This window comes from Klebsiella sp. CTHL.F3a (assembly GCF_019890895.1).
Classification (GTDB): domain Bacteria; phylum Pseudomonadota; class Gammaproteobacteria; order Enterobacterales; family Enterobacteriaceae; genus Klebsiella; species Klebsiella grimontii.
This window is the reverse complement of the sequence record NZ_CP082360.1, coordinates 1,006,488-1,030,864: the sequence shown is the minus strand read 5'-3', so window position 1 is coordinate 1,030,864 and position 24,377 is coordinate 1,006,488. Positions and strand designations below refer to the sequence as shown.

The 24,377-nt window shown below is 56.5% G+C and carries 21 protein-coding genes; 10 read left to right on the top strand and 11 right to left on the bottom strand.

Translation table 11 applies throughout. From position 1 onward, the window contains the following. Nucleotides 1-350: 350 nt before the first annotated feature. Entirely contained in the window at nt 351-1,367 is a 1,017-nt protein-coding gene (gene galR / locus K7H21_RS04940; protein WP_004853879.1) for an HTH-type transcriptional regulator GalR, read from the top strand. Here galR and K7H21_RS04935 read toward each other — a convergent pair. The 4 genes from K7H21_RS04935 to K7H21_RS04920 form a co-directional block, all read right to left on the bottom strand. Further along, nucleotides 1,328-1,807: a GNAT family N-acetyltransferase gene (locus tag K7H21_RS04935; protein ID WP_004124615.1), complete on the bottom strand. Its 480-nt coding sequence runs from the start codon at nt 1,805-1,807 to the stop codon at nt 1,328-1,330. The two genes, galR and K7H21_RS04935, sit on opposite strands and share 40 nt — an antisense overlap. Continuing rightward, nucleotides 1,804-2,577 (bottom strand): GntR family transcriptional regulator, encoded by a 774-nt coding sequence (locus K7H21_RS04930; RefSeq protein ID WP_004105268.1) that lies wholly within the window; start codon nt 2,575-2,577, stop codon nt 1,804-1,806. Before K7H21_RS04930 ends, K7H21_RS04935 begins: the two co-directional genes overlap by 4 nt. 68 nt (nt 2,578-2,645) lie before the next feature. Further along, complete coding sequence (locus K7H21_RS04925; RefSeq protein WP_112166514.1) at nt 2,646-4,073, bottom strand: glycoside hydrolase family 1 protein; 1,428 nt, start codon at nt 4,071-4,073, stop codon at nt 2,646-2,648. Between the two features lie 7 nt (nt 4,074-4,080). Continuing rightward, nucleotides 4,081-5,418 (bottom strand): PTS sugar transporter subunit IIC, encoded by a 1,338-nt coding sequence (locus K7H21_RS04920; RefSeq protein ID WP_142445218.1) that lies wholly within the window; start codon nt 5,416-5,418, stop codon nt 4,081-4,083. Nucleotides 5,419-5,722: 304 nt separating this feature from the next. On the opposite strand from K7H21_RS04920, the gene K7H21_RS04915 reads away from it, so the two are divergent. Further along, a complete protein-coding gene (locus K7H21_RS04915) occupies nt 5,723-6,724 on the top strand; it encodes a LacI family DNA-binding transcriptional regulator (protein ID WP_162626078.1) in 1,002 nt (333 codons plus the stop codon). 39 nt (nt 6,725-6,763) lie between these two features. On the opposite strand, the gene lysA is transcribed toward K7H21_RS04915, so the two are convergent. After that, complete coding sequence (lysA, locus tag K7H21_RS04910; RefSeq protein WP_223035632.1) at nt 6,764-8,026, bottom strand: diaminopimelate decarboxylase; 1,263 nt, start codon at nt 8,024-8,026, stop codon at nt 6,764-6,766. A gap of 135 nt (nt 8,027-8,161) precedes the next feature. Here lysA and K7H21_RS04905 point away from each other — a divergent pair, with 135 nt between their 5' ends. Beyond that, the gene (locus K7H21_RS04905) at nt 8,162-9,088 is read left to right on the top strand and encodes a LysR family transcriptional regulator (RefSeq protein ID WP_049114677.1); all 927 of its coding nucleotides are present in this window, start codon (nt 8,162-8,164) and stop codon (nt 9,086-9,088) included. Here the strand turns inward: K7H21_RS04905 and K7H21_RS04900 are convergent. Next, on the bottom strand, nt 9,075-9,767 hold the full coding sequence (locus K7H21_RS04900; protein WP_004124634.1) for an aspartate/glutamate racemase: 693 nt from the start codon (nt 9,765-9,767) through the stop codon (nt 9,075-9,077). The two genes, K7H21_RS04905 and K7H21_RS04900, sit on opposite strands and share 14 nt — an antisense overlap. Nucleotides 9,768-9,902: 135 nt before the next feature. On the opposite strand from K7H21_RS04900, the gene K7H21_RS04895 reads away from it, so the two are divergent. The 6 genes from K7H21_RS04895 (at nt 9,903) to K7H21_RS04870 (ending at nt 16,149) form a co-directional block, all read left to right on the top strand. Then, a complete protein-coding gene (locus tag K7H21_RS04895; RefSeq protein ID WP_004124635.1) occupies nt 9,903-10,229 on the top strand; it encodes a cupin domain-containing protein in 327 nt (108 codons plus the stop codon). 492 nt (nt 10,230-10,721) lie between these two features. After that, complete coding sequence (locus K7H21_RS04890; RefSeq protein WP_004115132.1) at nt 10,722-11,612, top strand: carbohydrate ABC transporter permease; 891 nt, start codon at nt 10,722-10,724, stop codon at nt 11,610-11,612. After that, entirely contained in the window at nt 11,605-12,507 is a 903-nt protein-coding gene (locus K7H21_RS04885) for a carbohydrate ABC transporter permease (RefSeq protein WP_004124639.1), read from the top strand. Before K7H21_RS04890 ends, K7H21_RS04885 begins: the two co-directional genes overlap by 8 nt. A 12-nt stretch (nt 12,508-12,519) precedes the next feature. Then, the gene (locus K7H21_RS04880; protein ID WP_004124642.1) at nt 12,520-13,647 is read left to right on the top strand and encodes an ABC transporter ATP-binding protein; all 1,128 of its coding nucleotides are present in this window, start codon (nt 12,520-12,522) and stop codon (nt 13,645-13,647) included. A 16-nt stretch (nt 13,648-13,663) separates the two neighbouring features. Then, a complete protein-coding gene (locus K7H21_RS04875) occupies nt 13,664-14,950 on the top strand; it encodes an ABC transporter substrate-binding protein (protein ID WP_004124644.1) in 1,287 nt (428 codons plus the stop codon). A gap of 68 nt (nt 14,951-15,018) precedes the next feature. Further along, nucleotides 15,019-16,149: an oligogalacturonate lyase family protein gene (locus tag K7H21_RS04870; RefSeq protein ID WP_032742198.1), complete on the top strand. Its 1,131-nt coding sequence runs from the start codon at nt 15,019-15,021 to the stop codon at nt 16,147-16,149. A gap of 219 nt (nt 16,150-16,368) precedes the next feature. Here the strand turns inward: K7H21_RS04870 and K7H21_RS04865 are convergent, their stop codons facing one another. From K7H21_RS04865 to K7H21_RS04855, 3 genes are all read right to left on the bottom strand, one after another. After that, on the bottom strand, nt 16,369-17,715 hold the full coding sequence (locus K7H21_RS04865; RefSeq protein WP_142471587.1) for a carbohydrate porin: 1,347 nt from the start codon (nt 17,713-17,715) through the stop codon (nt 16,369-16,371). Nucleotides 17,716-17,828: 113 nt separating this feature from the next. Continuing rightward, nucleotides 17,829-19,262, bottom strand: a complete 1,434-nt coding sequence (locus K7H21_RS04860) for a glycoside hydrolase family 32 protein (protein ID WP_049112503.1) — start codon at nt 19,260-19,262, stop codon at nt 17,829-17,831. An 18-nt stretch (nt 19,263-19,280) separates the two neighbouring features. Further along, nucleotides 19,281-20,522 carry an MFS transporter gene (locus K7H21_RS04855; RefSeq protein ID WP_004124655.1) on the bottom strand — a complete coding sequence of 414 codons (1,242 nt, stop codon included), beginning with the start codon at nt 20,520-20,522 and terminating at the stop codon, nt 19,281-19,283. A gap of 240 nt (nt 20,523-20,762) precedes the next feature. On the opposite strand from K7H21_RS04855, the gene K7H21_RS04850 reads away from it, so the two are divergent. After that, complete coding sequence (locus tag K7H21_RS04850) at nt 20,763-21,758, top strand: LacI family DNA-binding transcriptional regulator (RefSeq protein WP_004124657.1); 996 nt, start codon at nt 20,763-20,765, stop codon at nt 21,756-21,758. Here K7H21_RS04850 and araE read toward each other — a convergent pair whose 3' ends face one another. Together araE and kduD are read right to left on the bottom strand one after the other, a co-directional pair. Beyond that, nucleotides 21,759-23,177, bottom strand: coding sequence for an arabinose-proton symporter AraE (araE, locus tag K7H21_RS04845; protein WP_004124659.1), 1,419 nt, complete (start codon nt 23,175-23,177; stop codon nt 21,759-21,761). It lies immediately after the preceding gene. 311 nt (nt 23,178-23,488) lie between these two features. Further along, the gene (gene kduD / locus K7H21_RS04840) at nt 23,489-24,250 is read right to left on the bottom strand and encodes a 2-dehydro-3-deoxy-D-gluconate 5-dehydrogenase KduD (protein ID WP_004124661.1); all 762 of its coding nucleotides are present in this window, start codon (nt 24,248-24,250) and stop codon (nt 23,489-23,491) included. Nucleotides 24,251-24,377 lie beyond the last annotated feature (127 nt).

Here is a 24,377-nt window from a genome sequence, read left to right as displayed (position 1 = left end):
ACAATGGCCAACGGCGGGCAAAAAAAAACCTGCGCATCTGCGCAGGCTGGTGTAATTAAGTGGTCAACCTGAAGTTGACTCCACCTATCAATACCTCTGGGATAGCCAGAATATCAATGCAATGAATGGGTAAACCAGCGAACATTCGCAACAGCCAATCGCAAAGTGTAAGCAAAGGTGTGAATTGTCGTTTTCCGGAATCATTCTCCGCTCGCCTGTGGGTAACTATTTCACCAGCAACGCTAATCTGCGTCACAATTGCATGAACCCAAAAGTAGCAACCCTTGAATCTGCCGCGCTTTCCCGTAACATAAACGTTATGTAAACGCTTACCCTAAAAAAGGCCTGGTATGGCGACTATTAAGGATGTAGCCCGGCTCGCAGGAGTTTCCGTCGCTACCGTCTCCCGCGTTATCAACAATTCCCCGAAAGCCAGCGAAGCGTCGCGCCAGTCGGTAGGCGCCGCGATGGAAACGCTAAATTATCACCCCAACGCCAACGCCCGCGCGCTGGCGCAGCAGTCAACGGAAACCGTCGGCCTGGTGGTGGGCGATGTCTCCGACCCCTTCTTCGGCGCGATGGTGAAAGCCGTCGAGCAGGTCGCCTACAATACCGGCAATTTTTTGCTGATCGGTAACGGCTATCACAATCTCCATAAAGAGCGCCAGGCGATTGAACAACTGATTCGCCACCGCTGCGCCGCGCTGGTGGTCCACGCCAAAATGATCCCCGATGACGAACTGGCCTCGCTGATGAAGCAAATTCCCGGCATGGTGCTGATTAACCGCATCCTCCCCGGCTTCGAGCAGCGCTGCGTTGCGCTGGATGACCGCTACGGCGCATGGCTCGCGACCCGCCACCTGATCCAGCAGGGCCACACCCGCATCGGCTATCTCTGCTCAAACCACGCTATTTCCGATGCCGAAGACCGCCTGCAGGGCTACTACGCGGCGTTAAAAGAGAGCGATCTGCCGTGCAACGATCGCCTGGTGACTTTTGCCGAACCCGATGAGAGCGGTGGAGAACAGGCCATAACCGAGCTGTTGGGTCGCGGCAGGAACTTCAGCGCCGTAGCCTGCTATAACGACTCAATGGCCGCCGGTGCTATGGGCGTATTAAACGATAACGGGATTGATGTGCCGCGCGAGATTTCGCTGATTGGCTTTGATGACGTGCTGATTTCGCGCTACGTGCGCCCGCGTTTGACCACCGTACGCTATCCGATTGTCACCATGGCGACGCAGGCCGCGGAGCTGGCGTTAGCGCTGGCGGAACATCGCCCGCCGCCGGAGATTACCCACCTTTTCAGCCCCACGCTGGTCCGCCGTCACTCGGTGATTGCGCCTCTCGATAGCGATAAATCGTAGCGGTATAAACTGACGGCGGCGGCCGGATAATCCAGGCCTTCGCCGATATACTGCCAGCCGAAACGTTCATAAAAATCGCGGCAGGCGGAGTAGAGAAACAGCTCGCTATAGCCCTGCGTTCGGGCATAGCCAATCACGTGCTGCTGTAGTTTCCCCGCCAGCCCGCGCCCGCGCGACTCAGGAGCCACGTAGAGCGCCGCCATCCACGGATAAAGGTCCTGACGGCTGATTAAATCGCAGCGCCACAGGCCGACGGTGCCCAGCAGCGTCTCCCCTTCAGCGGCAATAAAGGTCATCGGCAGCGCCCCCGGCGTCTGGCTATGCCCGACAATGCTGGCGAAGAACGCCTGCGGCAGCGTTTCACCGCCAAAAGCCTGCCATAGCCATTCCGTCACCCGTGAAGCGTGCTGCGGCGCGGCGTGCAGGGGCTGAATGATCACACCAGCTTCCCCTGAAAAATGGGCACCGATTCAAACAGATAGCCGTCAAAGTCCGGCGCGTCTTCATCGGAGAGCTCCAGCAGGCTGTTTTTGACGTTTTCAAGATGCTGCCACATTGCCTGCCAGGCCCCCATCACATCGCGTCGGCGCAGGGCGGCGAGGAGCGTTTGCCGGTCGCCGAGCCACTTCAGCCGGTACGCCCGGCTGGCGATATGCACGTTGAACTGCTGCCACAGCGGGCTGCTGTCCATCTGCAGCCAGATGCGCTCGACCGTCGCCAGCAGCATCTGATTTTGCGTCGCCCCGGCCAGCACCAGGTGAAACAGCCGGGCGTTATCCTGGCTGGTATCGTTGGCGGCAATAGCCCGCTGCTCCTGCTCGATAATACGCTTCAGGTTATCGATATCGGCGCGGGTCGCCATTTTGGCGGCAAAGGCGGCGATATTGCTCTCCAGCAGCTGGCGGGCCTGCAGGATTTCGAACGGCCCGACGTCGCTGCTCAGCATCTGCTCTTCCTCACTATCGTCCTCGTGCGGGATGCGCATGACGTACACCCCGGAGCCCTGGCGAATATCGACCGTCCCCTGCAGCTCCAGCATCAGCAGCGCTTCGCGCACTATGGTCCGGCTCACGCCGTAGGTCTCGGCGATATTGCGTTCCGGCGGCAGGCGCGACCCGATGGGGTAGCGCCCCTGCGCAATCTGTGCGCGTAAATCATCACCTATTTCCTGGTAGGGTTTCTTTTCCGGCGGAATGATAGCCTTCTCCACAATATCACCTGTGCGTTATGAACCTGCGAGTCAATATCGGCCGCTATCTTAGCAAAATTTCCGCCCGCCTAGCGCCACTCATCGTCAATATCCAGCGTCAATTCGCGACTCTCGCCTAGCTTACGGAACCAGCTGGCGGAAGCCTTGGGCCGCCGGGCACGATTATTTTGTAAATCGATTTCAATCAGCCCGTAGCGATTTTTAAACGCGTTCATCGGCGAAACGTTGTCGGTAAAGGCCCACAGCATGTAGCCGTGACAGTTGGCCCCCGCTTCCCTCGCGCGCAGCGTTTGCCACAGATGCTCGCTGATAAAACGGATCCGGTAGTCGTCGGCGATAGCGCCTTCGCGATTGCGAAACTGCCCTTCGTTTTCCACGCCCATGCCACTTTCCGCCACAAACCACGGAATATTGCGATAGTCCTGCTTGATCCGCATCGCCATATCAAAAATGATTTGCGGATAAATTTCCCAGCCGCGAGAGCTATTCATCCGCCGCCCCGGTAGCTCAAAGGGCTCATAATAGTAAGCCGGGTGGAACGGCGTCTGCGGATGCCAGGCGCGCGAGGGAGCTTTGACGCGATGCGGGTAGTAAAGGTTAATTCCCAGCTCATCGACGGTATTTTCGCGGATAAGCGCCAGCTCTTCCGCGTCATAATCCCAGGAGACGTGGTGCTGTTCGAGCAGGGTCAACAGCTCGGGCGGGTAGATGCCGTGTACCAGCGGATCGAGGAAAACCCGGTTATAAAACAAATCGTAGCGTTCGGCGGCGCGCACGTCGTGCGGCGCGTTTGAACGCGGGTAGGTGACCTCCGGGTTAAGAATGCAGCCGACCGTGCCGCAATAGCCTTTCTCGCGATACAGCCGGACCACTTTTGCCGTCGCCAGCACCTTGTGGTGATTCCACTGCATCCAGGTGCCGGTGTTCTGCTCGTAAGGCCAGCGCAGCGCGTCCAGGTAAACGCGGGTCTGCACCACGATCGGTTCATTGAAGGTAAACCAGCGCGTCACTTTGTGGTGATAACGGGCGAACACTTTCTCCGCGTACTGCACAAACAGCTCAACCACCTTTTTCGACGCCCAGCCGCCGTACTGCTCCAGCAAATGGCCGGGAAGTTCATAATGCTCAAGGCAGATCATCGGCTCGATGCCGTTGGCCAGCAGTTCATCGAAGAGCTGGTCGTAGTACGCCGCATAGTCTTCATCGACCGTGACGTTTTCATAGTCGGTGAGAAAGCGCGACCAGTTAATCGACGTGCGGTAGTGGGTCAGCCCCGCCAGCTTCATCAACTGCACGTCTTCGCGAAAGCGGTTGATAAAATCGGTCGCCACCGCCGGGCCATAGCCGTTATGCCAGACGTGGCGGTCGTTTTTGTACCACAGATCCGGCCAGGAGTCCTGGCCCTCTTTTTTGCCGCTCCAGCCCTCGGTTTGCCACGCCGAAGCGGCGGCGCCGAGGATAAAGTCGTGGGGGATCGCCATCCTTACTGTCGTCATCGTGTCCTCATATCTGTTGGCTGGTGGGGGGATTTTCCGCCTGGCGCTGTGCGTTTTCCGCGCGACGGGAGGCAATTTTGACGAACGGCAGATAGATCAGCACCGCGGTCAGGATACAGATAAGCTGGGTCACCACCGCGCCCATCGAACCTGCAGTGGAGAGCCAGGCGTTGATCAGCGGCGGCGTGGTCCACGGCACCATCACTACCGCTTTACCGGCAAAACCGGCGGCGGTCGCGAAGTAGCCGATGCTGCCGGTCACCAGCGGCGTGATGATAAAGGGGATCGCGAGGATCGGGTTGAGCATGATCGGCATGCCGAAAATCACCGGTTCGTTGATGTTGAACAGGCCCGGCCCAATCGACAGCTTAGCGATCTCTTTCATCTCTTTGCGTTTGGTGGCGATCATCACCGCGATCAGCAGGCCAATCGTCAGCCCCGATCCGCCGATGCTCATATAAACATCCCAGAAAGGCATGGTGATGATATTCGGCACCTCTTTGCCCTGCTCAAAGGCGCTCATATTGACGGTGATCGCTCCCAGCAGCAGCGGTTCGCGGATCGGTTTGATCATCTGGTTGCCGTGGATACCGATAACCCAGAACAGCTGCGCGACAAACATCAGCAGCAGGATCCCCGGCAGGCTTTGCACCACGCGTTCCAGCGGCTGCTGCACCACCTGATAGACCGCGTCATACAGGTACATGCCGGTGGCCTGATGAAAAATAAAGCCAAAGGTGGCGATCGCCGTGGTGGTGATAATGGCCGGGATCAGCGCGGAAAATGACGCCGAGACGTTGGGCGGTACGGTATCCGGCATCTTGATCTTCAGCCCCTTGCGACCCTCCAGCCAGCAGTAGATCTCCACCGACAGAATGGCGATAAACATGCCGAGGAACAGGCTGCGGGTATCGGAAAACTGGCGCAGCAGCACATCTTTCACTTCATGCATTTGGCCGTCGACCATCATCTCGACGGTGGTCGGCGTGACGCAGATAAAGCAGATCACCGCCAGCAGACCGGGGAACAGGCTCTTGATGCCGTTAATCCGCCCCAGCTCGATGCCGATAAGAAAGACCGCGCCAATATTGAGAAAGTTAAGGGTCGCATAATTGATGGCGCTGGTAATCGGTTTGAGCGCCGCCAGAAATGAGAGCGACTGAAAGCTGGCGAGTCCGTTTTTCGGATCCAGCACCATATTGGAAATCAGCACCGAAAAGGCGCCAACGATGATCACCGGCATCAGGGTAATAAAAGCGGATTTTATCGCCATGATGTAGCGGTAGCTGTTGAATTTCGTGGCGAAACTCCCCAGTGAGTCGATCAGTTTGTCCTGCAATGCCATAGAGGATACCTCAGGTTTAAGGGCTTATAGCGCACCAGGTGTACAGCCAAACACCTATTGGCATACCAAAAAATAGCGACTGGTGAAAATAAGTTCTGTGATTAAGCTCTCAACGCGCTCATTGGTATTCCAGAATGGCGATAATTGGCATACCGCATTGGCGGTTTTATTTTCCACTCGATCAATTCCTGTAAAAGCGTGATCGCGATGGTTTTTTTGCCGCGCCATGAGGCCATATCCCCCTGAATGTCTGTGATAAACTGCGGGTTACCACGTGATATCAGGAATCGGATGAATGGCTACAATGCTGGATGTCTCAATTCGCGCAGGCGTCTCTAAAGCGACGGTTTCCCGCGTGTTGAACGGCACGGGTCAGGTAAAAGAGAGCACCCGCCAACAGGTTTTTAAGGCGATGGAAGAGCTGGGCTATCGGCCTAACTTTCTCGCCCGCTCGCTGGCGAACCGCACGAGCAACAGCATCGGCCTGGTGGTTTCCACCTTTGATGGCTTCTATTTTGGCCGCCTGCTGCAGCAGGCCTCCCGCCAGACGGAAGCCTGGGGCAAACAGCTAATCGTCACCGACGGCCACGATGCGCCAGAGCGTGAAGAAGAGGCGGTGCAGATGCTGGCCGATCGCCAGTGCGACGCCATCGTGCTCTACACCCGCCATATGAGCGAAAAGAAGATCATGTCGCTGATTGAGTCCATCGCCATGCCGCTGGTGGTGATTAACCGCGATGTTAGCCAGGCGCGGGAACGTTGCGTGTTCTTTGAACAGCAGGATGCGGCGTTCCAGGCGGTGGAGTACCTGATTACCCAGGGCCATCGCGATATTGCCTGTTTGACCGTGCCGATGCACACGCCGACGGGCAAAGCCCGCCTGGAAGGGTATCGTAACGCGCTGAAAAAGCACGGAATCAAGTGGGATCCGGCGAAGGTGAAATACGGTGACTCCACCATGAGCCGCGGCTATGAGCTGTGCTGCGAGCTGCTGGAAGAGAAGACGCCCTTTAGCGCGCTGTTTTCCTGTAACGATGATATGGCGCTGGGCGCGTCGAAAGCGCTGCATCAGGCAGGGCTGCGGATCCCGCAGGATATTTCGCTGTTTGGTTTTGATGACGCGCCGAGCGCCAAATGGCTGGAGCCAGGGCTGTCGACGGTCTATTTGCCGATCGATAACATGATCACCACCGCTATCGATCAGGCCATCAAGCTGGCCAACGGTCAGCCGATCGAGACCATCCCGCCGTTTACCGGCACCCTGGTGCTGCGCGAATCGGTGACAATTGGGCCGTATTACCCATAATGAGCGGGCCCGATAAGCGAAGCGCCATCGGGCACCACCTTACAGCAGCTCAAGCGCCAGCAGCTCTTCAATGTTCTGGCGACGGCGGATCAGCCGCGCTTTGCCGTTGTCGAACAGCACCTCCGGCAGCAGCGGACGGCTGTTGTAGTTTGAAGACATCGACGCGCCGTAAGCGCCGGTATCGTGCAGCACCAGATAATCCCCCGGCGCCACCGCAGGCAGCAGGCGGGTTTCCACTTTCCCACCCTCCTGCTGGGTAAAGACATCGCCCGATTCGCACAGCGGCCCGGCCACCACGGTTTCAACCTCCGCCGCAGCGCGCAGATCGCGGCCGTCCGCGGCGAGAGCGGTAATATGGTGATAGCTGCCGTACATCGCCGGGCGCATCAAATCATTAAAGCCGGCGTCAATCAGCACGAAGTGGCGGCTGCCCATCTCCTTCACGCTGCGGACCTGAGAAACCAGCACCCCGGATTCCGCCACCAGGAAACGACCCGGCTCGATCTCAAGCTTCACCGGATGGCCCAGATGTTTAGCGATCTGCTCGCGCGCGGCGTTCCACAAGCCGAAGTAGTGATCGGTGTCGATCGCCTCTTCACCTTCGTGATAGGGGATCGACAGCCCGCCTCCGGCGGAGATCGCCTGCAGATCCTGACCGAATTCAACCACCTGGCGCACCATCGCGCCGCAAACCTGTTCCAGGTGGCCATAATCGACCCCAGAACCGATATGCATATGAATACCCACCAGCTGGAGCTGGTAACGGCGCATCACTTCCAGCGCCGCCGTTAAATGACTGTGCCAGATCCCGTGCTTGCTGTTCTCGCCGCCGGTATTGGTTTTTTGGCTATGGCCGTGGCCGAAGCCCGGGTTAACCCGCAGCCAGACGCGATGGCCAGGAGAAACTTCGCCCAGTTGGCTCAGCATATCAATTGAGCCGGCGTTGACCGGGATCTGCAGCTCTTTAACCCGCGCCAGCGTCGCGTCGTCGATCAGGTCAGCGGTAAAGACAACATCGTCCGGATGCTGATGCGGATCGTACCCTGCCGCCAGCGCGCGCTCGATCTCGCCCAGCGACACCGAATCGACCTTCACGCCCTGCTCGCGCATCAGGCGCAGAATGTGGATATTGGAGCAGGCCTTCTGCGCAAAACGCACCACGTCGAACTTGCTCAACTGGGCAATCTGGCGGCGGATAATCTGCGCGTCGTAAACCCAAACCGGGCAGCCGAACTCGGCGGGCAGACGCAGCAGGTTTTCTGCGCTCAGGTCGGTATCGGTGGCGTAAAGCGAGTGTGGCATAAAGAACTCCGGTGCTATGTGTGTGCGTTATCTCTGTTTTTTACGATTACGCCACAGCGCGTACGTAATAAAAAATATCGTTTTATTGCCAGTCTATGCAAAAATGATATGGCTTGCGCCACTTAAGGAACACCCATGCCCGCCGTCAACCTGCGCCATATTGAAATCTTCCATGCGGTGATGACCACCGGCAATCTGACCGAGGCCGCACGTATGCTGCATACCTCGCAGCCCACCGTTAGCCGCGAGCTGGCGCGTTTTGAAAAGGTGCTGGGGTTGACGCTGTTCTCCCGTACCCGCGGGCGCCTGCAGCCTACGGTTCAGGGATTACGTCTGTTTGAAGAGGTCCAACGCTCCTGGTATGGCCTGGACAGAATCGTCAGCGCCGCGGAAAGCCTGCGCGAATTCCGCCAGGGGGAGTTGTCGATAGCCTGTCTGCCGGTCTTCTCCCAATCGCTATTGCCGCTGCTGCTGGCGCCGTTTTTAGCCCGTTACCCGGACGTCAGCCTGCAAATCGTCCCTCAGGAATCACCGCTGCTGGAGGAGTGGCTGTCGGCCCAGCGCCACGATCTGGGATTAACGGAAACCCTGCATACCCCCGCCGGAACCGAGCGTACGCCGCTACTGACCCTCAATGAAGTGTGCGTACTGCCGCAGGGCCATCCGCTGGCGGCAAAGCCGGCGCTGACGCCGGCGGATTTTCACGGCGAAAACTACATTAGCCTGTCGCGCACCGATAGCTATCGCCAGCTGCTCGATGCCCTGTTTGTCGAACATCAGGTCAAACGGCGGATGGTGGTGGAGACGCACAGCGCCGCCTCCATCTGCGCGATGGTGCGGGCCGGGGTCGGCATTTCGGTGGTTAACCCGCTCACCGCCCTCGATTATGCCGGGAACGGCGTGGTGGTACGCCGCTTTAGCGTGGAAGTGCCTTTTACCGTTAGCCTGGTGCGCCCGCTGCACCGTCCCGGCTCCGCGCTGGTCGATGCCTTCGCCCGCCATCTGCAAGAGAGCATGCCGCGCATCCTGACGCCGCTCGAAGCAGTACTTACGACAGCATAAATTCCACCGCGTCCGCCGCATGGATCGCGGCCGTATCAAATACCGGCAGCGGGCTGCTCTCTTCCGGCACCAGCAGGCCGATTTCGGTACAGCCGAAAATCACCCCTTCCGCACCCTGCTCCGCCAGGAGCTCAATAACCTGAAGATAGTAGTCGCGCGAGTCTGCGCTAAAGGTTCCCAGGCACAGCTCGTCGAAGATGATCTGGTTGATACGTTCGCGATCTTCCGCCTCCGGAATCAGCGTGTCGATAGCGAACTGCTGCTGCAGGCGGCCGCGATAAAAATCCTGCTCCATGGTATAGCGCGTCCCCAGCAGAGCCACGCGGCGCTGGTCCTTCGCGGTAATCGCCCGGCCGGTCGCATCGGCAATATGCAGGAACGGCACATCGCAGCGCGTTTCAATGGCCTGCGCGACTTTGTGCATGGTGTTAGTGCACAGGACAATCCCCTCGGCGCCCACCTGCTGTAGCCCGAGCGCCGCCCGGGCGAGGATCTCGCCCGCCCGATCCCAGTCGCCGGTGGACTGGCAGACTTCAATTTCGTGGAAATCTACGCTATGCAGCAGCAGGCTGGCAGAGTGCAGGCCGCCGAGGCGCGTTTTAATACCTTCGTTAATAAGACGATAGTAAGGAATCGTCGATTCCCAGCTCATGCCGCCTAACAGACCAATTGTTTTCATCATCCCTCCGTGCGTGAAGTTTCAGTAAAACAAAGTTGTGATCGACTTTCCACTTCTCCAGGCGATCGTTTCCTTTTAGAAGATTATGCGATAGATTAAATGAAACATTGTTTCATTTAATTACAGGACCAGCGGATGTTTATTTTTCATAAAGAGACCACCCTTGAAGATCTGGGCAATGGCGTCACCCGCCGCATCCTTGCGCACGATGGCAAGATGATGGCGGTTGAAGTGAACTTCGAAGCGGGCGCTATCGGGCCGATGCATAATCACCCGCACGAGCAGCTCACCTATGTGCTCTCCGGCGAGTTTGAGTTCACCATCGGTGATGAAAAGCACGTGGTCAGCGCCGGCGATACGCTCTACAAGAAACCGAACATTATGCACGGCTGCGTGTGCCTGAAACCGGGCACGCTGCTGGATACCTTTACCCCCGTTCGTCAGGATTTTCTGCAAAAGTAATCTCTCCTCCCTGGGGCATGCCGCGCATGCCCACCATTTTCTGAACTTTTCCGCCAATAATAATTGTCATAATGTATGTCATGTCGCAATGATTAGCCGAGCAATTAATCCCACCTGAATCACCTCACTGCGCCTGTCTCTCATCCTTTTCTATGACCTGCCCCCCTGGCAAAATGCGCGCGCCAGCACCTTTTTGAAACATCGTTTCGACTTTGATCACATTTCCGCGATGAACCGAATGACTCCGTAATAAATAGCAATAAAATAAAATTAAAACGGCGTTTTACAAAATCAGAACGCTGGGTAAGACAAAATCAAAAAACATATGCTCTCCAGGGATGATAAGAGCGCAAAAGTTCTCAACAAACGCACAGTTAACAAGGAAGCATTTACCGCCGACATACCAGGAACGCATTAACTCTCCGGCGGCTACCGCGGGAGAGACAGTCAACCCGAATCCGTATTACAAACTCGCAAGCCAGGTAGGTATGTATGAATGAAAACAAAATGCTGGGATTGGCATGGATATCGCCCTATATCATAGGGTTGATAGTCTTTACCGCCTTTCCCTTTGTTTCATCTTTCTTCCTCAGTTTCACTGAGTACGATTTGATGAGCCCACCGGTGTTTAACGGCATCGAAAACTATCGCTACATGCTGACCGAAGATGGCCTCTTCTGGAAATCCATGGGCGTGACGTTCGCGTATGTCTTTTTAACCATCCCGTTAAAACTGGCTTTCGCTCTGGGGATCGCGTTTGTCCTCAACTTTAAGCTGCGCGGCATTGGTTTTTTCCGTACCGCCTACTATATCCCGTCCATTCTCGGTAGCTCGGTGGCGATTGCCGTATTGTGGCGCGCGCTGTTTGCTATCGACGGCCTGCTGAACAGCTTTATCGGCGTGCTCGGCTTCGATCCGGTCAACTGGCTCGGCGAGCCTTCGCTGGCGCTGATGTCCGTCACCCTGCTGCGCGTCTGGCAGTTCGGTTCGGCCATGGTTATCTTCCTCGCGGCGCTGCAGAACGTTCCGCAATCACAATATGAAGCGGCGATGATCGATGGCGCGTCAAAATGGCAGATGTTTATGAAGGTCACGGTGCCGCTGATCACGCCGGTGATTTTCTTCAACTTCATCATGCAGACCACCCAGGCGTTCCAGGAGTTTACCGGCCCGTACGTCATTACCGGCGGCGGCCCGACCTACTCCACCTATCTGTTCTCGCTCTACATCTACGACACCGCCTTTAAGTACTTCGATATGGGCTACGGCGCGGCGCTGGCGTGGGTGCTGTTCCTGGTGGTCGCGGTCTTTGCCGCCATCGCGTTTAAGTCTTCGAAATATTGGGTGTTCTACTCCGCCGATAAGGGAGGCAAAAATGGCTGATATCCAACACATCTCTGAAGCAAGGGACATCGCCGAACGTGAAGTCGCGCGGACGCTGCGTCGTGAAAAAATTAGCCGCTCGATTCGCTATGTGATCCTGCTGTTCGTCGGCCTGCTGATGCTCTACCCGCTGGTATGGATGTTCTCGGCGTCGTTCAAACCGAACCACGAGATCTTCACCACCCTGAGCCTGTGGCCTGCCCACGCGACCTGGGATGGCTTTATCAACGGCTGGAAAACCGGTACCGAGTACAACTTCGGTCACTACATGCTGAACACCTTCAAGTATGTGATCCCGAAAGTACTGCTGACCATTATCTCCTCCACCATCGTGGCCTACGGCTTTGCCCGCTTCGAAATCCCGTGGAAGAAATTCTGGTTCGCGACGCTGATCACCACCATGCTCCTGCCGAGCACCGTACTGCTGATTCCGCAGTACCTGATGTTCCGTGAAATGGGCATGCTGAACAGCTATCTGCCGCTGTACCTGCCGCTGGCTTTCGCCACCCAGGGGTTCTTTGTCTTCATGCTGATTCAGTTCCTGCGCGGCGTTCCGCGCGACATGGAAGAAGCGGCGCAGATCGACGGCTGCAACTCCATTCAGGTGCTGTGGTACGTGGTGGTGCCGATTCTGAAACCGGCGATTATCTCGGTGGCGTTGTTCCAGTTCATGTGGTCCATGAACGACTTTATCGGTCCGCTGATTTACGTCTACAGCGTGGATAAATATCCGATCGCGCTGGCGCTGAAAATGTCCATCGACGTCACGGAAGGCGCTCCGTGGAACGAAATTCTGGCAATGGCGAGCATCTCCATTCTGCCGTCCATCATCGTGTTCTTCCTGGCACAACGCTACTTCGTACAGGGCGTTACCAGCAGCGGAATTAAAGGTTAAGAGGGAAATATCATGGCTGAAGTTATTTTCAACAAACTGGAAAAGGTCTACTCCAACGGCTTCAAGGCGGTACATGGTATCGATCTGAAAATTGCGGACGGCGAGTTTATGGTTATCGTTGGGCCGTCCGGCTGCGCCAAATCCACCACCCTGCGCATGCTGGCCGGTCTGGAAACCATCAGCGGCGGCGAAGTGCGGATCGGCGAGAAAATCGTAAACAACCTCGCGCCGAAAGCGCGGGGTATCGCGATGGTGTTCCAGAACTACGCGCTCTATCCGCATATGACGGTGCGCGAAAACCTTGCCTTCGGCCTGAAGCTGAGCAAGCTGCCGAAAGATCAGATTGAAGCCCAGGTTAACGAAGCGGCGAAAATCCTTGAGCTGGAAGAGCTACTGGATCGTCTGCCACGTCAGCTCTCCGGCGGCCAGGCGCAGCGCGTGGCGGTTGGCCGCGCGATTGTGAAGAAACCGGATGTGTTCCTGTTCGATGAACCGCTCTCTAACCTTGACGCCAAGCTGCGCGCCTCGATGCGCATCCGTATTTCCGACCTGCATAAGCAGTTGAAGAAATCCGGTAAACCGGCGACCACCGTGTACGTTACCCACGATCAGACCGAAGCGATGACCATGGGCGACCGCATCTGCGTGATGAAGCTGGGTCATATCATGCAGGTGGATACCCCGGACAACCTCTACCACAAGCCGAAAAACATGTTTGTGGCCGGGTTTATCGGCGCGCCGGAGATGAATATTCGTCCCAGCAAGCTGGTTGAGCAAGCGGGCCGTCTGCATCTGACCGTTGGCGATGGCCTGCTGCCGCTCAACGACAGGCTGCAGAGCAAGGTCGACACCCACAAGAACCAGCAGGTGTTCTTCGGCGTGCGCCCGGAGTTTGTCTCCATCTCCGATGAACCGTTCGCCGAAGGTTCATGCACCGGCGAAATGGTACGCGTGGAAAACATGGGCCATGAATTCTTCGTCTATCTGAAGGTCGCCGATTATGAACTGACCGCCCGCGTGCCGTCAGATGAAGCGAAGCCCATGATTGAGAAAGGGCTGCATCGCAAGGTGCATTTCAAATTCGATCTCAACAAGTGTCATATCTTTGACGCCAAAACTGAACAGAACATCTCTCTGTGAACCCTGGAGTATTAAAATGAAAAAAGTGCTTTTAAGCGCCGCAATCTCCGCAACTTTGGCCCTTACCGCGTTGCCTTCCATGGCGAAGGATGTCGACCTGCGTATGTCATGGTGGGGCGGCAACGGCCGCCACCAGGTGACCCTGAAGGCGCTGGAAGAGTTCCATAAACTCAATCCGGATATTAACGTGAAGGCGGAATATACCGGCTGGGACGGTCACCTTTCGCGCCTGACCACGCAAATCGCCGGCGGCACCGAGCCGGATGTGATGCAAACCAACTGGAACTGGCTGCCGATCTTCTCGAAAAACGGCGAAGGCTTCTACGATCTGAATAAGATGAAGGATGTGATCGACCTGAGCCAGTTTGACGCCAAAGAGCTGCAGTCCACCACGGTGGACGGCAAGCTTAACGGTATTCCGATCTCCGTCACCGCGCGCGTTTTCTACTTCAATGACGAAACCTGGAAAAAAGCGGGCGTTGAGTACCCGAAAACCTGGGACGAGCTGATGGCGGCGGGTAAAACCTTCGAGAGCAAGCTGGGTAAACAGTATTACCCGGTAGTGCTGGAGCACCAGGACACCCTGGCGCTGCTGAATTCATATATGATTCAGAAGTACAACCAGCCGGCTATCGATGAAAAAACCAAAAAATTCTCCTACAGCAAAGAGCAGTGGGTCGAATTTTTCCAGATGTATAAAAAGCTTATCGACAGCCACGTCATGCCGGACACCAAGTACTACGCCTCGTTCGGCAAGAGCAATATGTATGAAATGAAGCCGTGGATTCAGGGCGAGTGGGCGGGAACCTATATGTGGAACTCCACCATCAACAAATACTCCGACAACCTGAAGCCGCCGGCGAAGCTGGAGCTGGGCAGCTATCCGATGCTGCCGGGCGCCACCGACGCGGGCCTGTTCTTTAAACCCGCGCAGATGCTCTCGATTGGTAAATCGACTAAAAACCCGGAAGCGGCGGCGAAGGTGATCAACTTCCTGCTGAACAGCAAAGAAGGGGTTGAGACGCTGGGCCTGGAGCGCGGCGTGCCGTTGAGCAAAGTCGCGGTGCAATACCTGACCGAAAACGGCGCGATCAAAGAGGACGATCCGGCGGTATCTGGCCTGCGTCTGGCGCAGTCCCTGCCGGCCAAACTCTCGGTGTCGCCATACTTTGACGACCCGCAGATCGTTGCCCAGTTCGGCACCTCTCTGCAGTACATCGACTACGGGCAGAAAACCGTAGAAGAGACGGCAATTGACTTCCAACGTCAGTCTGACCGAATCCTGCGCCGCGCGATGCGCTAATTAACCGCTATCCGTATCTACCCCGCAGCTCCGGCTGCGGGGTATTTTTTTAGCAAGGAGTGAATCGAATCATGAAAGGCAAAATCATCCCGCTGAGCTTTCTGCACACGCAGGACAGCGAAACCGGTCACCAGGTGATCCGGATGACGCCACCGCATGTTATCTGCCACCGCAACTACTTCTATCAAAAATGCTTTACCCGGGACGGCAGCAAACTGATTTTCGGCGGTGCCTTTGAAGGCCACTGGAATTACTATCTACTCGATATCGCCGCCCAGCAGGCCACCCAACTGACCGATGGGCCGGGTGATAACACCTTTGGCGGTTTCCTGTCCGCCGACGACCGGTCGCTGTGGTACGTGAAAAACAACCAGCAGCTGCGCCGCGTGGACCTGGCGACGCTGGAAGAGCAGGTTGTATATCAGGTGGATGACCAATGGGTGGCCTACGGAACCTGGGTCGCCAATAGCGATTGCAGCCAGATGGTCGGTATCGAAATCAAAAAAAGCGACTGGCAGCCGCTGACCGACTGGGGCAAGTTCCGCGCCTTCTACTTCACCGAGCCGGAGTGCCGGTTGATTAATATCGACCTGCGCAGCGGCGAACAGCGCGTGGTATTGCAGGAAAAACGCTGGCTCGGCCACCCGATTTACCGCCCGTTTGATGACGGCACCATCGCCTTCTGCCACGAAGGCCCGCGCGATGCTATCGATGCCCGAATGTGGCTTATCAACGCTGACGGCAGCCATATGCGCAAGGTTCGCCAGCACCAGCCGGGGGAGAGTTTTACCCACGAATTCTGGGTGCCGGATGGATCCGCGCTTTATTATGTCGCGCATCAGGAAAACGATCCGCATCGCTATCTGTATCGCGCCGACCCGGCAACCCTGGAAAACCGCCAGCTGATGGCCATTCCTCCGTGCTCACATCTGATGAGCAATCACGATGGCTCGCTGGTGGTCGGCGACGGCGCGCCGCACAGCACCGGCGATATACAGCTTAACGATCCGTTTATCTGGGTGTTTGATATAGCCGCCGATAAGCAGACTGCGGTGTGCCGCCACGACTCCACCTGGAAAGTGATTGAAGGCGAGCGGCAGGCGACGCATCCGCATCCGTCATTTTCACCGGATAACCGCTGGGTACTGTTTACCTCCGATAAAGAGGGCATGCCGGCGCTATATCTGGCGGAGGTGTAGTGATTCGGCAACGTCCCGGCTCGCGCGGTGCTTAGCCGGGCTACGGGTTCACCGCCGTCTGCGGACAGGTAGCCCGGACAGATGCGCAGCATCGCCTCCGGGAATTATCACCCTGCTTCCCCGGGGGCGGCGCAAAGCGCCTGCCCGGGCTACAGGTTCACCGCCGTCTGCGGACAGGTAGCCCGGGTAAGGCGTTGACGCCGCGACCCGGGAAGACCGTCAGAAGAAATATTTAAACCGCACCCGCGCGCCGTAGCGTTCATCGGTATTGCCGCTTTTCGCCGCCGATGAATCGAGCCATGACGCATAGGCTCCGAGATAAATATTAAAGTTCGGCATATCCATAATATTCGGCAGATGCCATGAGGTATGAAGGGTGTGGATATCGTAGCGCCCCGGCGCCAGGATGGCGCAGTCGCCATCGCACTCCGCGTTGACGCCGGACATATTAAACTGGTCGATTTTGTTATGCGCATAGATATAGCCCAGCTCCACGCGATGCCATAACGCATTGATACCGGCGCTGAAATCCTTTTCGTCCGCCGCATCAAGATACGCGGTGCTTACGTTCACCACCGCCCCGTTCTCGGCATCGGTTTTCAGCGTATTCCAGCTCATGGTCATACCGTAACCGGTACGGCTGGATTGATCGACCCAGCGGCCATTCTGATTCTCATAACCGTAAGCATTATTAACGAGGTTACTTTCCATCGCTGCCGCCACCGACCAGGCGCCGGATTGCCAGGCCGCGACCGGACGCACGTAAACCACATTTTTACGGTTATCCAGCGCGTTGCCGTGATAATTCTGGTCCACGAACAGCGAGCTGCCGTCCTCCACCAGCGTATTCACCTCAAAATACCAGTTATCGAGATTTTTACTCAGCAGGAAATTGCCGCCGCTGCTGCTGCGTCCGCGCCCCTCTTTCATCATATAAATATAGCCGTAGCCGTCGCTATACAGATCGTTCGCCGTGTTGCCGGAATATTCAACAAACGTATCCTGATTTAGCGGGAACATATCGTAGGCTTCGAAGCGACCGATTTTAATTTTCCAGTCATCCTGCTGACCAAAGAAAAAGGCCGCATCATCAAGATTCATTTTGCCATTCATATCCGCCAGCGGCTGCACGCTGAATCCGGCATATTTACCGTTAGCCCCTTTGCGTAATCCATCAAAGCCCAGAAGAATACGGCCGTTAATATCCCAGCGCTCTTTATCTCCCGGCGCCCAGTTTTTATTAGCGCTGGTTTTCACCGACGTCAGGCTACCGGTGCGGCTGGCGCCGTCCATATTAAACTCAACGTCGCCATAGAATTTTAATTCACCATAATCATTAAGTTGTAAAGCGGGTTTAGCTGGCGCGGTGCTGGCCACCGTCGTCGCTTGTGCCTCCTGTTTTTTTAGCGCGCGGATTTCCGCCTCCGCGCTGGCCGCCCGCTGCTCTGTCGCCTTTAGCCGTTGTTCCATTTGCGCCAGCCGCTCCTCAAGGGATAACGGCGCCTGAGCATTAGCCAGAGGGGTAAATAAAGACGTCAGAACACACCCGACCCAGATTTTATTCATCGGAATAACCCTTTATTATTTAGTTAAATAGTATTTTTTATTTATGGGTAAAGCTCGACAATAATAACCCGTCCACCGTCAAAGACGGGTTATTAACAACTATTCAGTAAAACTTATTCCAGCTGCCAGGCACCTGCTTCTTTTAAATGCGCCGAACCGCTCCAGGAAAATAACGCTAATTCACGGCGAGCGGCGTCAGGATATATACGACTGCTGAGACAGGCCTCGCCATCATTAACAAACACTTCTACCGAAGAGCTATCGAAGAATATTCTTAGCTTCAGATCGGCGCCTTCGGTCAACGGGACGCTGCGGGTGCCGCAGAGGCCATACTGCGGATAGTGTCGCTCAAGCACCAGGCGCTGCATCTGCGCATCCACGTAAACGCGCAGACCTTCGCCGAAGCTGAGGCCATACTGCTCGGCGCTGCTGTTCAGGCCATCCCAGTGCAGGATCACCTCCATCGCTTCGCAGTTCTCCACCATCGTGGTCTGCTGGTTTTTCAGGGTCGTCACCGGCCACGGGAAGCTGGCGCCGCGCATGCTCTCGACCTCTTTCGCCGGACGCATCTGCAGACGGTTATCGGCGCTCAGGCTCAGCTCGCGCGGCAGCGAAAGCATGCCCGCCCAGCCGTCCTGCTGCTCCGGCAGCGGCGATTCCCACATATCCAGCCAACCGATGACAATGCGGCGACCATCGGGCGTGAGGAAACTCTGCGGGGCGTAGAAATCGTGCCCGTGATCCATTTCGACAAACTCCCCCTCGCGTACAAACGCCTGCCCCGGCTGCCACTCACCGAGCAGATAGCCGCTCTGGAACAGGTTGCGGTTGCGATAGCCTTTCGCCGCCAGCCCCTGAGGGGAGAACATCAGGATATGTTTGCCGTTGAGGGCGAAGAAATCCGGGCATTCCCACATGTAGCCCATCTCTTTTTCCGCTTCATCAAGCACGCCCGCGTCCTGCCACTGGCGCAGATCGGCTGAGCGATACAGCCGCACCTGGCCGGTATCGCCATCGCGAGCGCCGACGATCATGTACCAGCTGTCCCCTTCTCGCCACACTTTCGGGTCGCGGAAATGGTGCATGCCCGGCGGAGTGTCGACCACGATCCCCTGGCGCTCGAAGTGAATCCCGTCGCGACTGGTCGCCAGACACTGCACCTGATACAGGTTGGCTTCATCGCTGGGATCGCCATGGAATTTATGCCCGGTATAAATCAGCGCCAGCGTATCGCCATCCACCACTGCGGAGCCGGAGAAGCAGCCGTCTTTATCCTCCGGGCCTTCCGGGGCCAGCGCCACCGGCAGATGCTCCCAGTGCACCAGATCCTTACTGCGCGCGTGACCCCAGTGCATCGGTCCCCATTGGGTGGAGTACGGATGGTGCTGGTAAAAGGCGTGATACCAGCCGTCGAACCAGACCAGGCCATTGGGATCGTTGATCCAACCCGCGCGGGCGGCCAGGTGATAGCGCGGATACCAGCGCAGGTTCAGCTTTTCATGTTTGGCCTGCAGTTCTTGCTCGGCCCGGGGAATGGAATAAGTCATATTCATTACTCTTTTGATTCAGATAGCGGAAGTTTGCGGCATCAGCGGGTCCGAAGAGGACTTACTGGAACGCAACAAGAAGATGGAGATAAAGGTGGTGCAGAACACCAGCAGTCCCATAATCAGATAGGACTGGGCGAAGCCGTATTTCTCATAGCTATAGCCAGCCAGCGGCGACAGCACCGTCGCGATAACCGAGCTGGTGCAGGCAAAGCCCACCAGATACAGCGTTGAGGAGAGACGCTTGTCGAAGTTCAGGCTGTTGTATTTAAAGATGGAGACCAGCAGCACCGGCAACTCGACCGCGTGCAGCAGTTTAGTAATGGAGATAAGCAGCGGCCCTTCCACCAGCCCGGACGCCACCATACGCATCGCCATCACCATCCCGGCGAAGATCAGACCATTTTTCGCGCCAATACGGTTAACCAGCCACGGCGCGCAGAACATACCGGCAGCTTCAAGGAACACCTGGAACGAGTTCAGGTAGCCGTACATCTCGTTGCCTTCCTGTAAGGTCGGGAACTGGGAAGAGAAGTAGACCGGAAACTGCTGATCGTAAACGCCGTAGATACAGGTGCCGATGACGAAGAATACCAGCGCCCAAAAGCGCGGCAGGGTCAGCAGACGCAGAGCGTCCTCCAGCGTCACTTTACCGCCCGATACCGCCTCCTGCATGGCGTGCGGCGCGGAAGAGACTCGCAGTCGCGCCAGTAGTATAAAAAAGACCAGTCCGGAGCAGCTGGCCACCGCGAAGTTTAAATGCGGATTAATATTAAACAGCAAACCGGCGAAGAACGTCGCCACTGCCCAGCCCAGCGAGCCCCACATCCGCGCTTTGCCGAATTCAAACTGGCTCTGGCGCGCGACGCGCTCGGTATAGGACTCCAGTACGCCGATACCGCCGTTGAAGGTCAGTCCGATATAAATCCCGCCGAAGATGCTGCCGAGCAACACGTTAATTTTGAGCAGATAGCCAAACAGCATATAGGCCGGGCCGGAGAGGATCAGCAGAACGGTAATGTACCAGAGCAGATTTTTACGCAGGCCGAGTTTGTCCTGAATAAAGCCGTAACACACCTGCGCGAAAAGCGCCGAGACGGAAAGCACCGAGAAGATAATCCCGGTATCCCCCGGTTTAAGGCCCACTTCCTGGTGCAGCCAGATCGAGAGCAGCGAACCTGAAGAGGACCAGGTCACGAAAAAGAAAAACAGTAACGCGCTGAGTAACGGATAGCTTTGTGAGGGGTGCGCTTTCATCATGACATTCTCATGTAGGAGTAATGCTGATATGGTAACGTTAACAAAAAACGAATCTCATGTCATTTTGCTGAGATTCATGATGTTAATCACAAAAGTTAACGTTAACATAATGAGAGTGGGATCGCGATCAAATATTCCTCGTCTGCATCGGCATCGGGTGTACGATAGAATATCGCATGATCCTTTTACATCAGTAACTTAGTAAAACCCGTTGCCGACGGCATGGGTGGAGCACTTAATATGGCATCTCTGAAAGATGTGGCAAAGCTGGCGAATGTGTCGCTGATGACGGTCTCCCGAGCGCTAAACAGCCCGGAAAGACTCAAGCCGGAGACCCTGGCTCGGGTCCAGGCGGCTATCGAAGAGACCAACTATGTCCCCGACCTGTCGGCGAAGAAAATTCGCGGCGCCCACGCGACGCCAAACACCATCGGGGTGCTGGCGCTGGATACCGTCACTACGCCGTTCTCGGTGGAGATTACGCTCTCCATCGAAGAGACCGCGCGGGCGCACGGCTGGAACAGCTTCGTGGTCAATATGTTCTCTGACGATAGCCCGGAAACCATTGTCGACCTGCTGCTCTCCCACCGTCCGGACGGGATTATCTATACCACGATGGGCCTGCGCCAGGTGCCGCTGCCGGCCAAGCTGTTAACCCTCCCCTGCGTGCTGGCCAACTGCGAAAGCCTGCACGATCCGGTGGCCAGCTATATCCCGGACGACGAACAGGGCCAGTATACGGCGGTGCAGGCTCTGCTGGCCGCGGGCTACCGCCGTCCGCTGTGCCTGCATCTCCCGGTGAATCATCTGGCGACCGTCCGCCGCCGTCAGGGGCTGGAACGCGCCTGCCGGGAAGCGGGGATTGACCCGGATACGCTCCATCACAGCTATATGGCCTATGGTGATGAGCACTATCGCGATATTCCCGCTGTCGTGCTGGCGCATATTCAGCAACCCACGCTGCCGTTCGACTCGGTGATTTGCGGCAACGACCGCATCGCGTTTATGGTCTATCAGACGCTACTGGCGCAGGGGCTGCGCATTCCGCAGGATGTGGCTGTGGTGGGTTACGACAATATGGTGGGGATCGGCGATCTGTTTTTTCCGCCGCTCTCAACGGTACAGCTCCCGCACTATGATATTGGGCGCCTGAGCGCCCTGCACATTATTAACGGCGACAGCCATCGGGAGACGGTACGGGTTGCCAGCCCGTGGCTGCCGCGCGAGTCGTTATAGTTAATTGCCGATATTGCGCAGCTTCTCGCCGGACATCAGCTTGCGTTCAATATGCTCAAGGGTGACGTTTTTGGTTTCTGGGATCAGCCAGAACGTCACGCCGATAAAAGCGACGTTCAGCGCGGTATATAACCAGAAGGTTCCCGCCGCGCCGATCGCGTCCAGCAGCGTCAGGAAGGTCGCGCCGATAATCATGTTTGACACCCAGTTGGTGGTGGTTGAGCAGGTGATACCGAAATCGCGACACTTCAGCGGCTGAATTTCCGAACACAGGATCCACACCACCGGCGCGGCGCTCATCGCATAGCCGGCGATACACATCATGGTCATCCCCACCGACAACCAGGAGAGACCGCTGGAGGCGGTGCCGTTATCAAACTGCATCAGGCAGTAGCCCAGCACCAGCGTGCCGATGGCCATCACGCTAAAGCCGATTTTCAGCGCCGGTTTACGCCCGGCCTTATCGACGGTAAAGACGGCGATAAAGGTGGCGAACATAAAGGTCAGGCCAACCACCAGGGTCGCCACCATCTGCTGCTCGGTAGTGGTGAAGCCGGCCATTTTGAAGATGCGCGGCGCGTAGTACATGATGATATTCATCCCGGTAAACTGCTGCATCGCCTGCAACAACATACCGAGGAACACCGCCCGCCGCACGTTGCGGTTGACCTTAAACAGCGCCCAGCCCCCCTGCTTCAGCTTGAGACTTTCGCGGATCTCATTCAGCTCGTCGCGGGCTTTTTCAGACGTGTCGCGCAGCATCCGCAGCACCTCTTCCGCCTCCACGTGACGCCCTTTTTCCGCCAGCCAGCGCGGGCTATTCGGCAGGAAGATCACCAGAATAATCAGCACCAGCGCCGGCAGAGCCAGTACGCCAAGCATCGCTCGCCAGTTGCCGCTGTAGCTGAACGCGGTATCGGAGAGAAACGCCATCACGATCCCCAACGTTACCATCAGCTGATACATGCTGATCATCTTGCCGCGCACGTTTTCGCTCGCCATTTCCGACAGATACAGCGGCGCGGTATAAGAGGCAATCCCCACCGCGACCCCGAGAACGATCCTCGCCGCCAGCAACATTTCGACGCTGGCGGCAAAAGCGGAGCCCACGGAACCGGCCACGAACAGCACTGCGCCCACCATCAGGCTGTATTTGCGCCCAAGGCGAAAAGAGAGCCAGCCGTTAAATAACGCGCCGATGGCAGCCCCCAGCATCATGCTGCTCACCACCCACTCCTGCAGGCGGCTGGATAAAACAAAATGATCGGTAATAAAGGGCAGCGCCCCGGCGATTACGCCGATATCAAGGCCAAACAGCAATCCTGCCACCGCGGCGGCAACCGAGACAAACTGATTCATGCGCCGGGTATCGCGCAGCGTACGCGGCATAGTTGTAGAGTCGTGACTGATTGAGGTCATTTTTTTCCCGCCAGACGAAGTAAGACATACGATGAAACTACGGGATCGGCGGCGCAAGGTGTCAGGCGTGACAAGCCAAAGATATGGATTAAGTTGCTACAGGCAATGGTTTTGTGATGGACATTCAACTTTCGAAAGAACAGAAAATAAGCATTTCAACTTCACCGACCCTTGTTAAACATAGATACTCTGCTGAGAAACAAGTAAACCATATGGACTATTTCAATTTCATCATATGGACAATTGTTATTCAGCCATAAAAAAACCCTGCCGAAGCAGGGTTCCATTTTGCGCTGATAACGCGGCAAATATTAGCGCGCCAGCCAGCCGCCATCCACCGCCACGGTGTAGCCGTTGATGTAGTCAGAAGCGCTGGAAGCCAGGAAGACCACCGGCCCCATCAGGTCGCTTGGCAGGCCCCAGCGTCCCGCCGGGATACGGTCGAGGATCTCGCTGCTGCGCTGTTCGTCGGCGCGCAGCTGCTGGGTATTGTTGGTCGCCATATAGCCCGGCGCCAGCGCATTGACGTTGATGCCGTGCTTGGCCCACTCGTTCGCCAGCAGACGGGTCACGCCCATCACCGCGCTTTTTGACGCCGTGTAGGACGGTACGCGGATCCCGCCCTGGAAAGAGAGCATCGAGGCGATATTGATAATCTTGCCGCCGGTACCCTGAGCGATAAAGTGTTTCGCCGCCGCCTGAGACATAAAGAACACGCTCTTAATATTCAGGTTCATCACGTCGTCCCAGTTTTTCTCGCTGAATTCAATCGCGTCTTCGCGACGGATCAGACCGGCATTGTTAACCAAAATATCGATATGACCGAACTCCGCTACCGCACGCTCCAGCAGTTGTGGAATGCCGTCAATCTGGCGCAGATCGGCGGTCAGGCTGAGAAAACGACGGCCCAGCGCCGTAACGCGCTCAATGGTTTCCGTCGGTTCAACAATATTGATACCCACGATATCGCAGCCGGCTTCCGCGAGGCCAACCGCCATACCCTGGCCCAGACCCGTATCACAGCCGCTGACCACGGCTACTTTGCCCTGCAGGGAGAATGCGTCGAGAATCATACTTGGTTCCTTAATCTTTCAGAGCCTGTGTAGGTACAGGCAAGGTTCTGATAGTCCAGCCTGCTGCTTGTGCAGACCCTTATGGTTTGAAGAACTCTCAGGGATTGACCCTTCTAAAAATAAAACA

Coding starts and splice junctions, on each gene's coding strand:
- galR (WP_004853879.1), top strand. CDS start 351: ATGGCGACTATTAAGGATGTAGCCCGGCTCGCAGGAGTTTCCGTCGCT.
- K7H21_RS04925 (WP_112166514.1), bottom strand. CDS start 4,073: ATGACGACAGTAAGGATGGCGATCCCCCACGACTTTATCCTCGGCGCC.
- K7H21_RS04920 (WP_142445218.1), bottom strand. CDS start 5,418: ATGGCATTGCAGGACAAACTGATCGACTCACTGGGGAGTTTCGCCACG.
- K7H21_RS04915 (WP_162626078.1), top strand. CDS start 5,723: ATGCTGGATGTCTCAATTCGCGCAGGCGTCTCTAAAGCGACGGTTTCC.
- lysA (WP_223035632.1), bottom strand. CDS start 8,026: ATGCCACACTCGCTTTACGCCACCGATACCGACCTGAGCGCAGAAAAC.
- K7H21_RS04905 (WP_049114677.1), top strand. CDS start 8,162: ATGCCCGCCGTCAACCTGCGCCATATTGAAATCTTCCATGCGGTGATG.
- K7H21_RS04900 (WP_004124634.1), bottom strand. CDS start 9,767: ATGAAAACAATTGGTCTGTTAGGCGGCATGAGCTGGGAATCGACGATT.
- K7H21_RS04895 (WP_004124635.1), top strand. CDS start 9,903: ATGTTTATTTTTCATAAAGAGACCACCCTTGAAGATCTGGGCAATGGC.
- K7H21_RS04890 (WP_004115132.1), top strand. CDS start 10,722: ATGAATGAAAACAAAATGCTGGGATTGGCATGGATATCGCCCTATATC.
- K7H21_RS04885 (WP_004124639.1), top strand. CDS start 11,605: ATGGCTGATATCCAACACATCTCTGAAGCAAGGGACATCGCCGAACGT.
- K7H21_RS04880 (WP_004124642.1), top strand. CDS start 12,520: ATGGCTGAAGTTATTTTCAACAAACTGGAAAAGGTCTACTCCAACGGC.
- K7H21_RS04875 (WP_004124644.1), top strand. CDS start 13,664: ATGAAAAAAGTGCTTTTAAGCGCCGCAATCTCCGCAACTTTGGCCCTT.
- K7H21_RS04865 (WP_142471587.1), bottom strand. CDS start 17,715: ATGAATAAAATCTGGGTCGGGTGTGTTCTGACGTCTTTATTTACCCCT.
- K7H21_RS04860 (WP_049112503.1), bottom strand. CDS start 19,262: ATGACTTATTCCATTCCCCGGGCCGAGCAAGAACTGCAGGCCAAACAT.
- K7H21_RS04855 (WP_004124655.1), bottom strand. CDS start 20,522: ATGATGAAAGCGCACCCCTCACAAAGCTATCCGTTACTCAGCGCGTTA.
- K7H21_RS04850 (WP_004124657.1), top strand. CDS start 20,763: ATGGCATCTCTGAAAGATGTGGCAAAGCTGGCGAATGTGTCGCTGATG.
- araE (WP_004124659.1), bottom strand. CDS start 23,177: ATGACCTCAATCAGTCACGACTCTACAACTATGCCGCGTACGCTGCGC.
- kduD (WP_004124661.1), bottom strand. CDS start 24,250: ATGATTCTCGACGCATTCTCCCTGCAGGGCAAAGTAGCCGTGGTCAGC.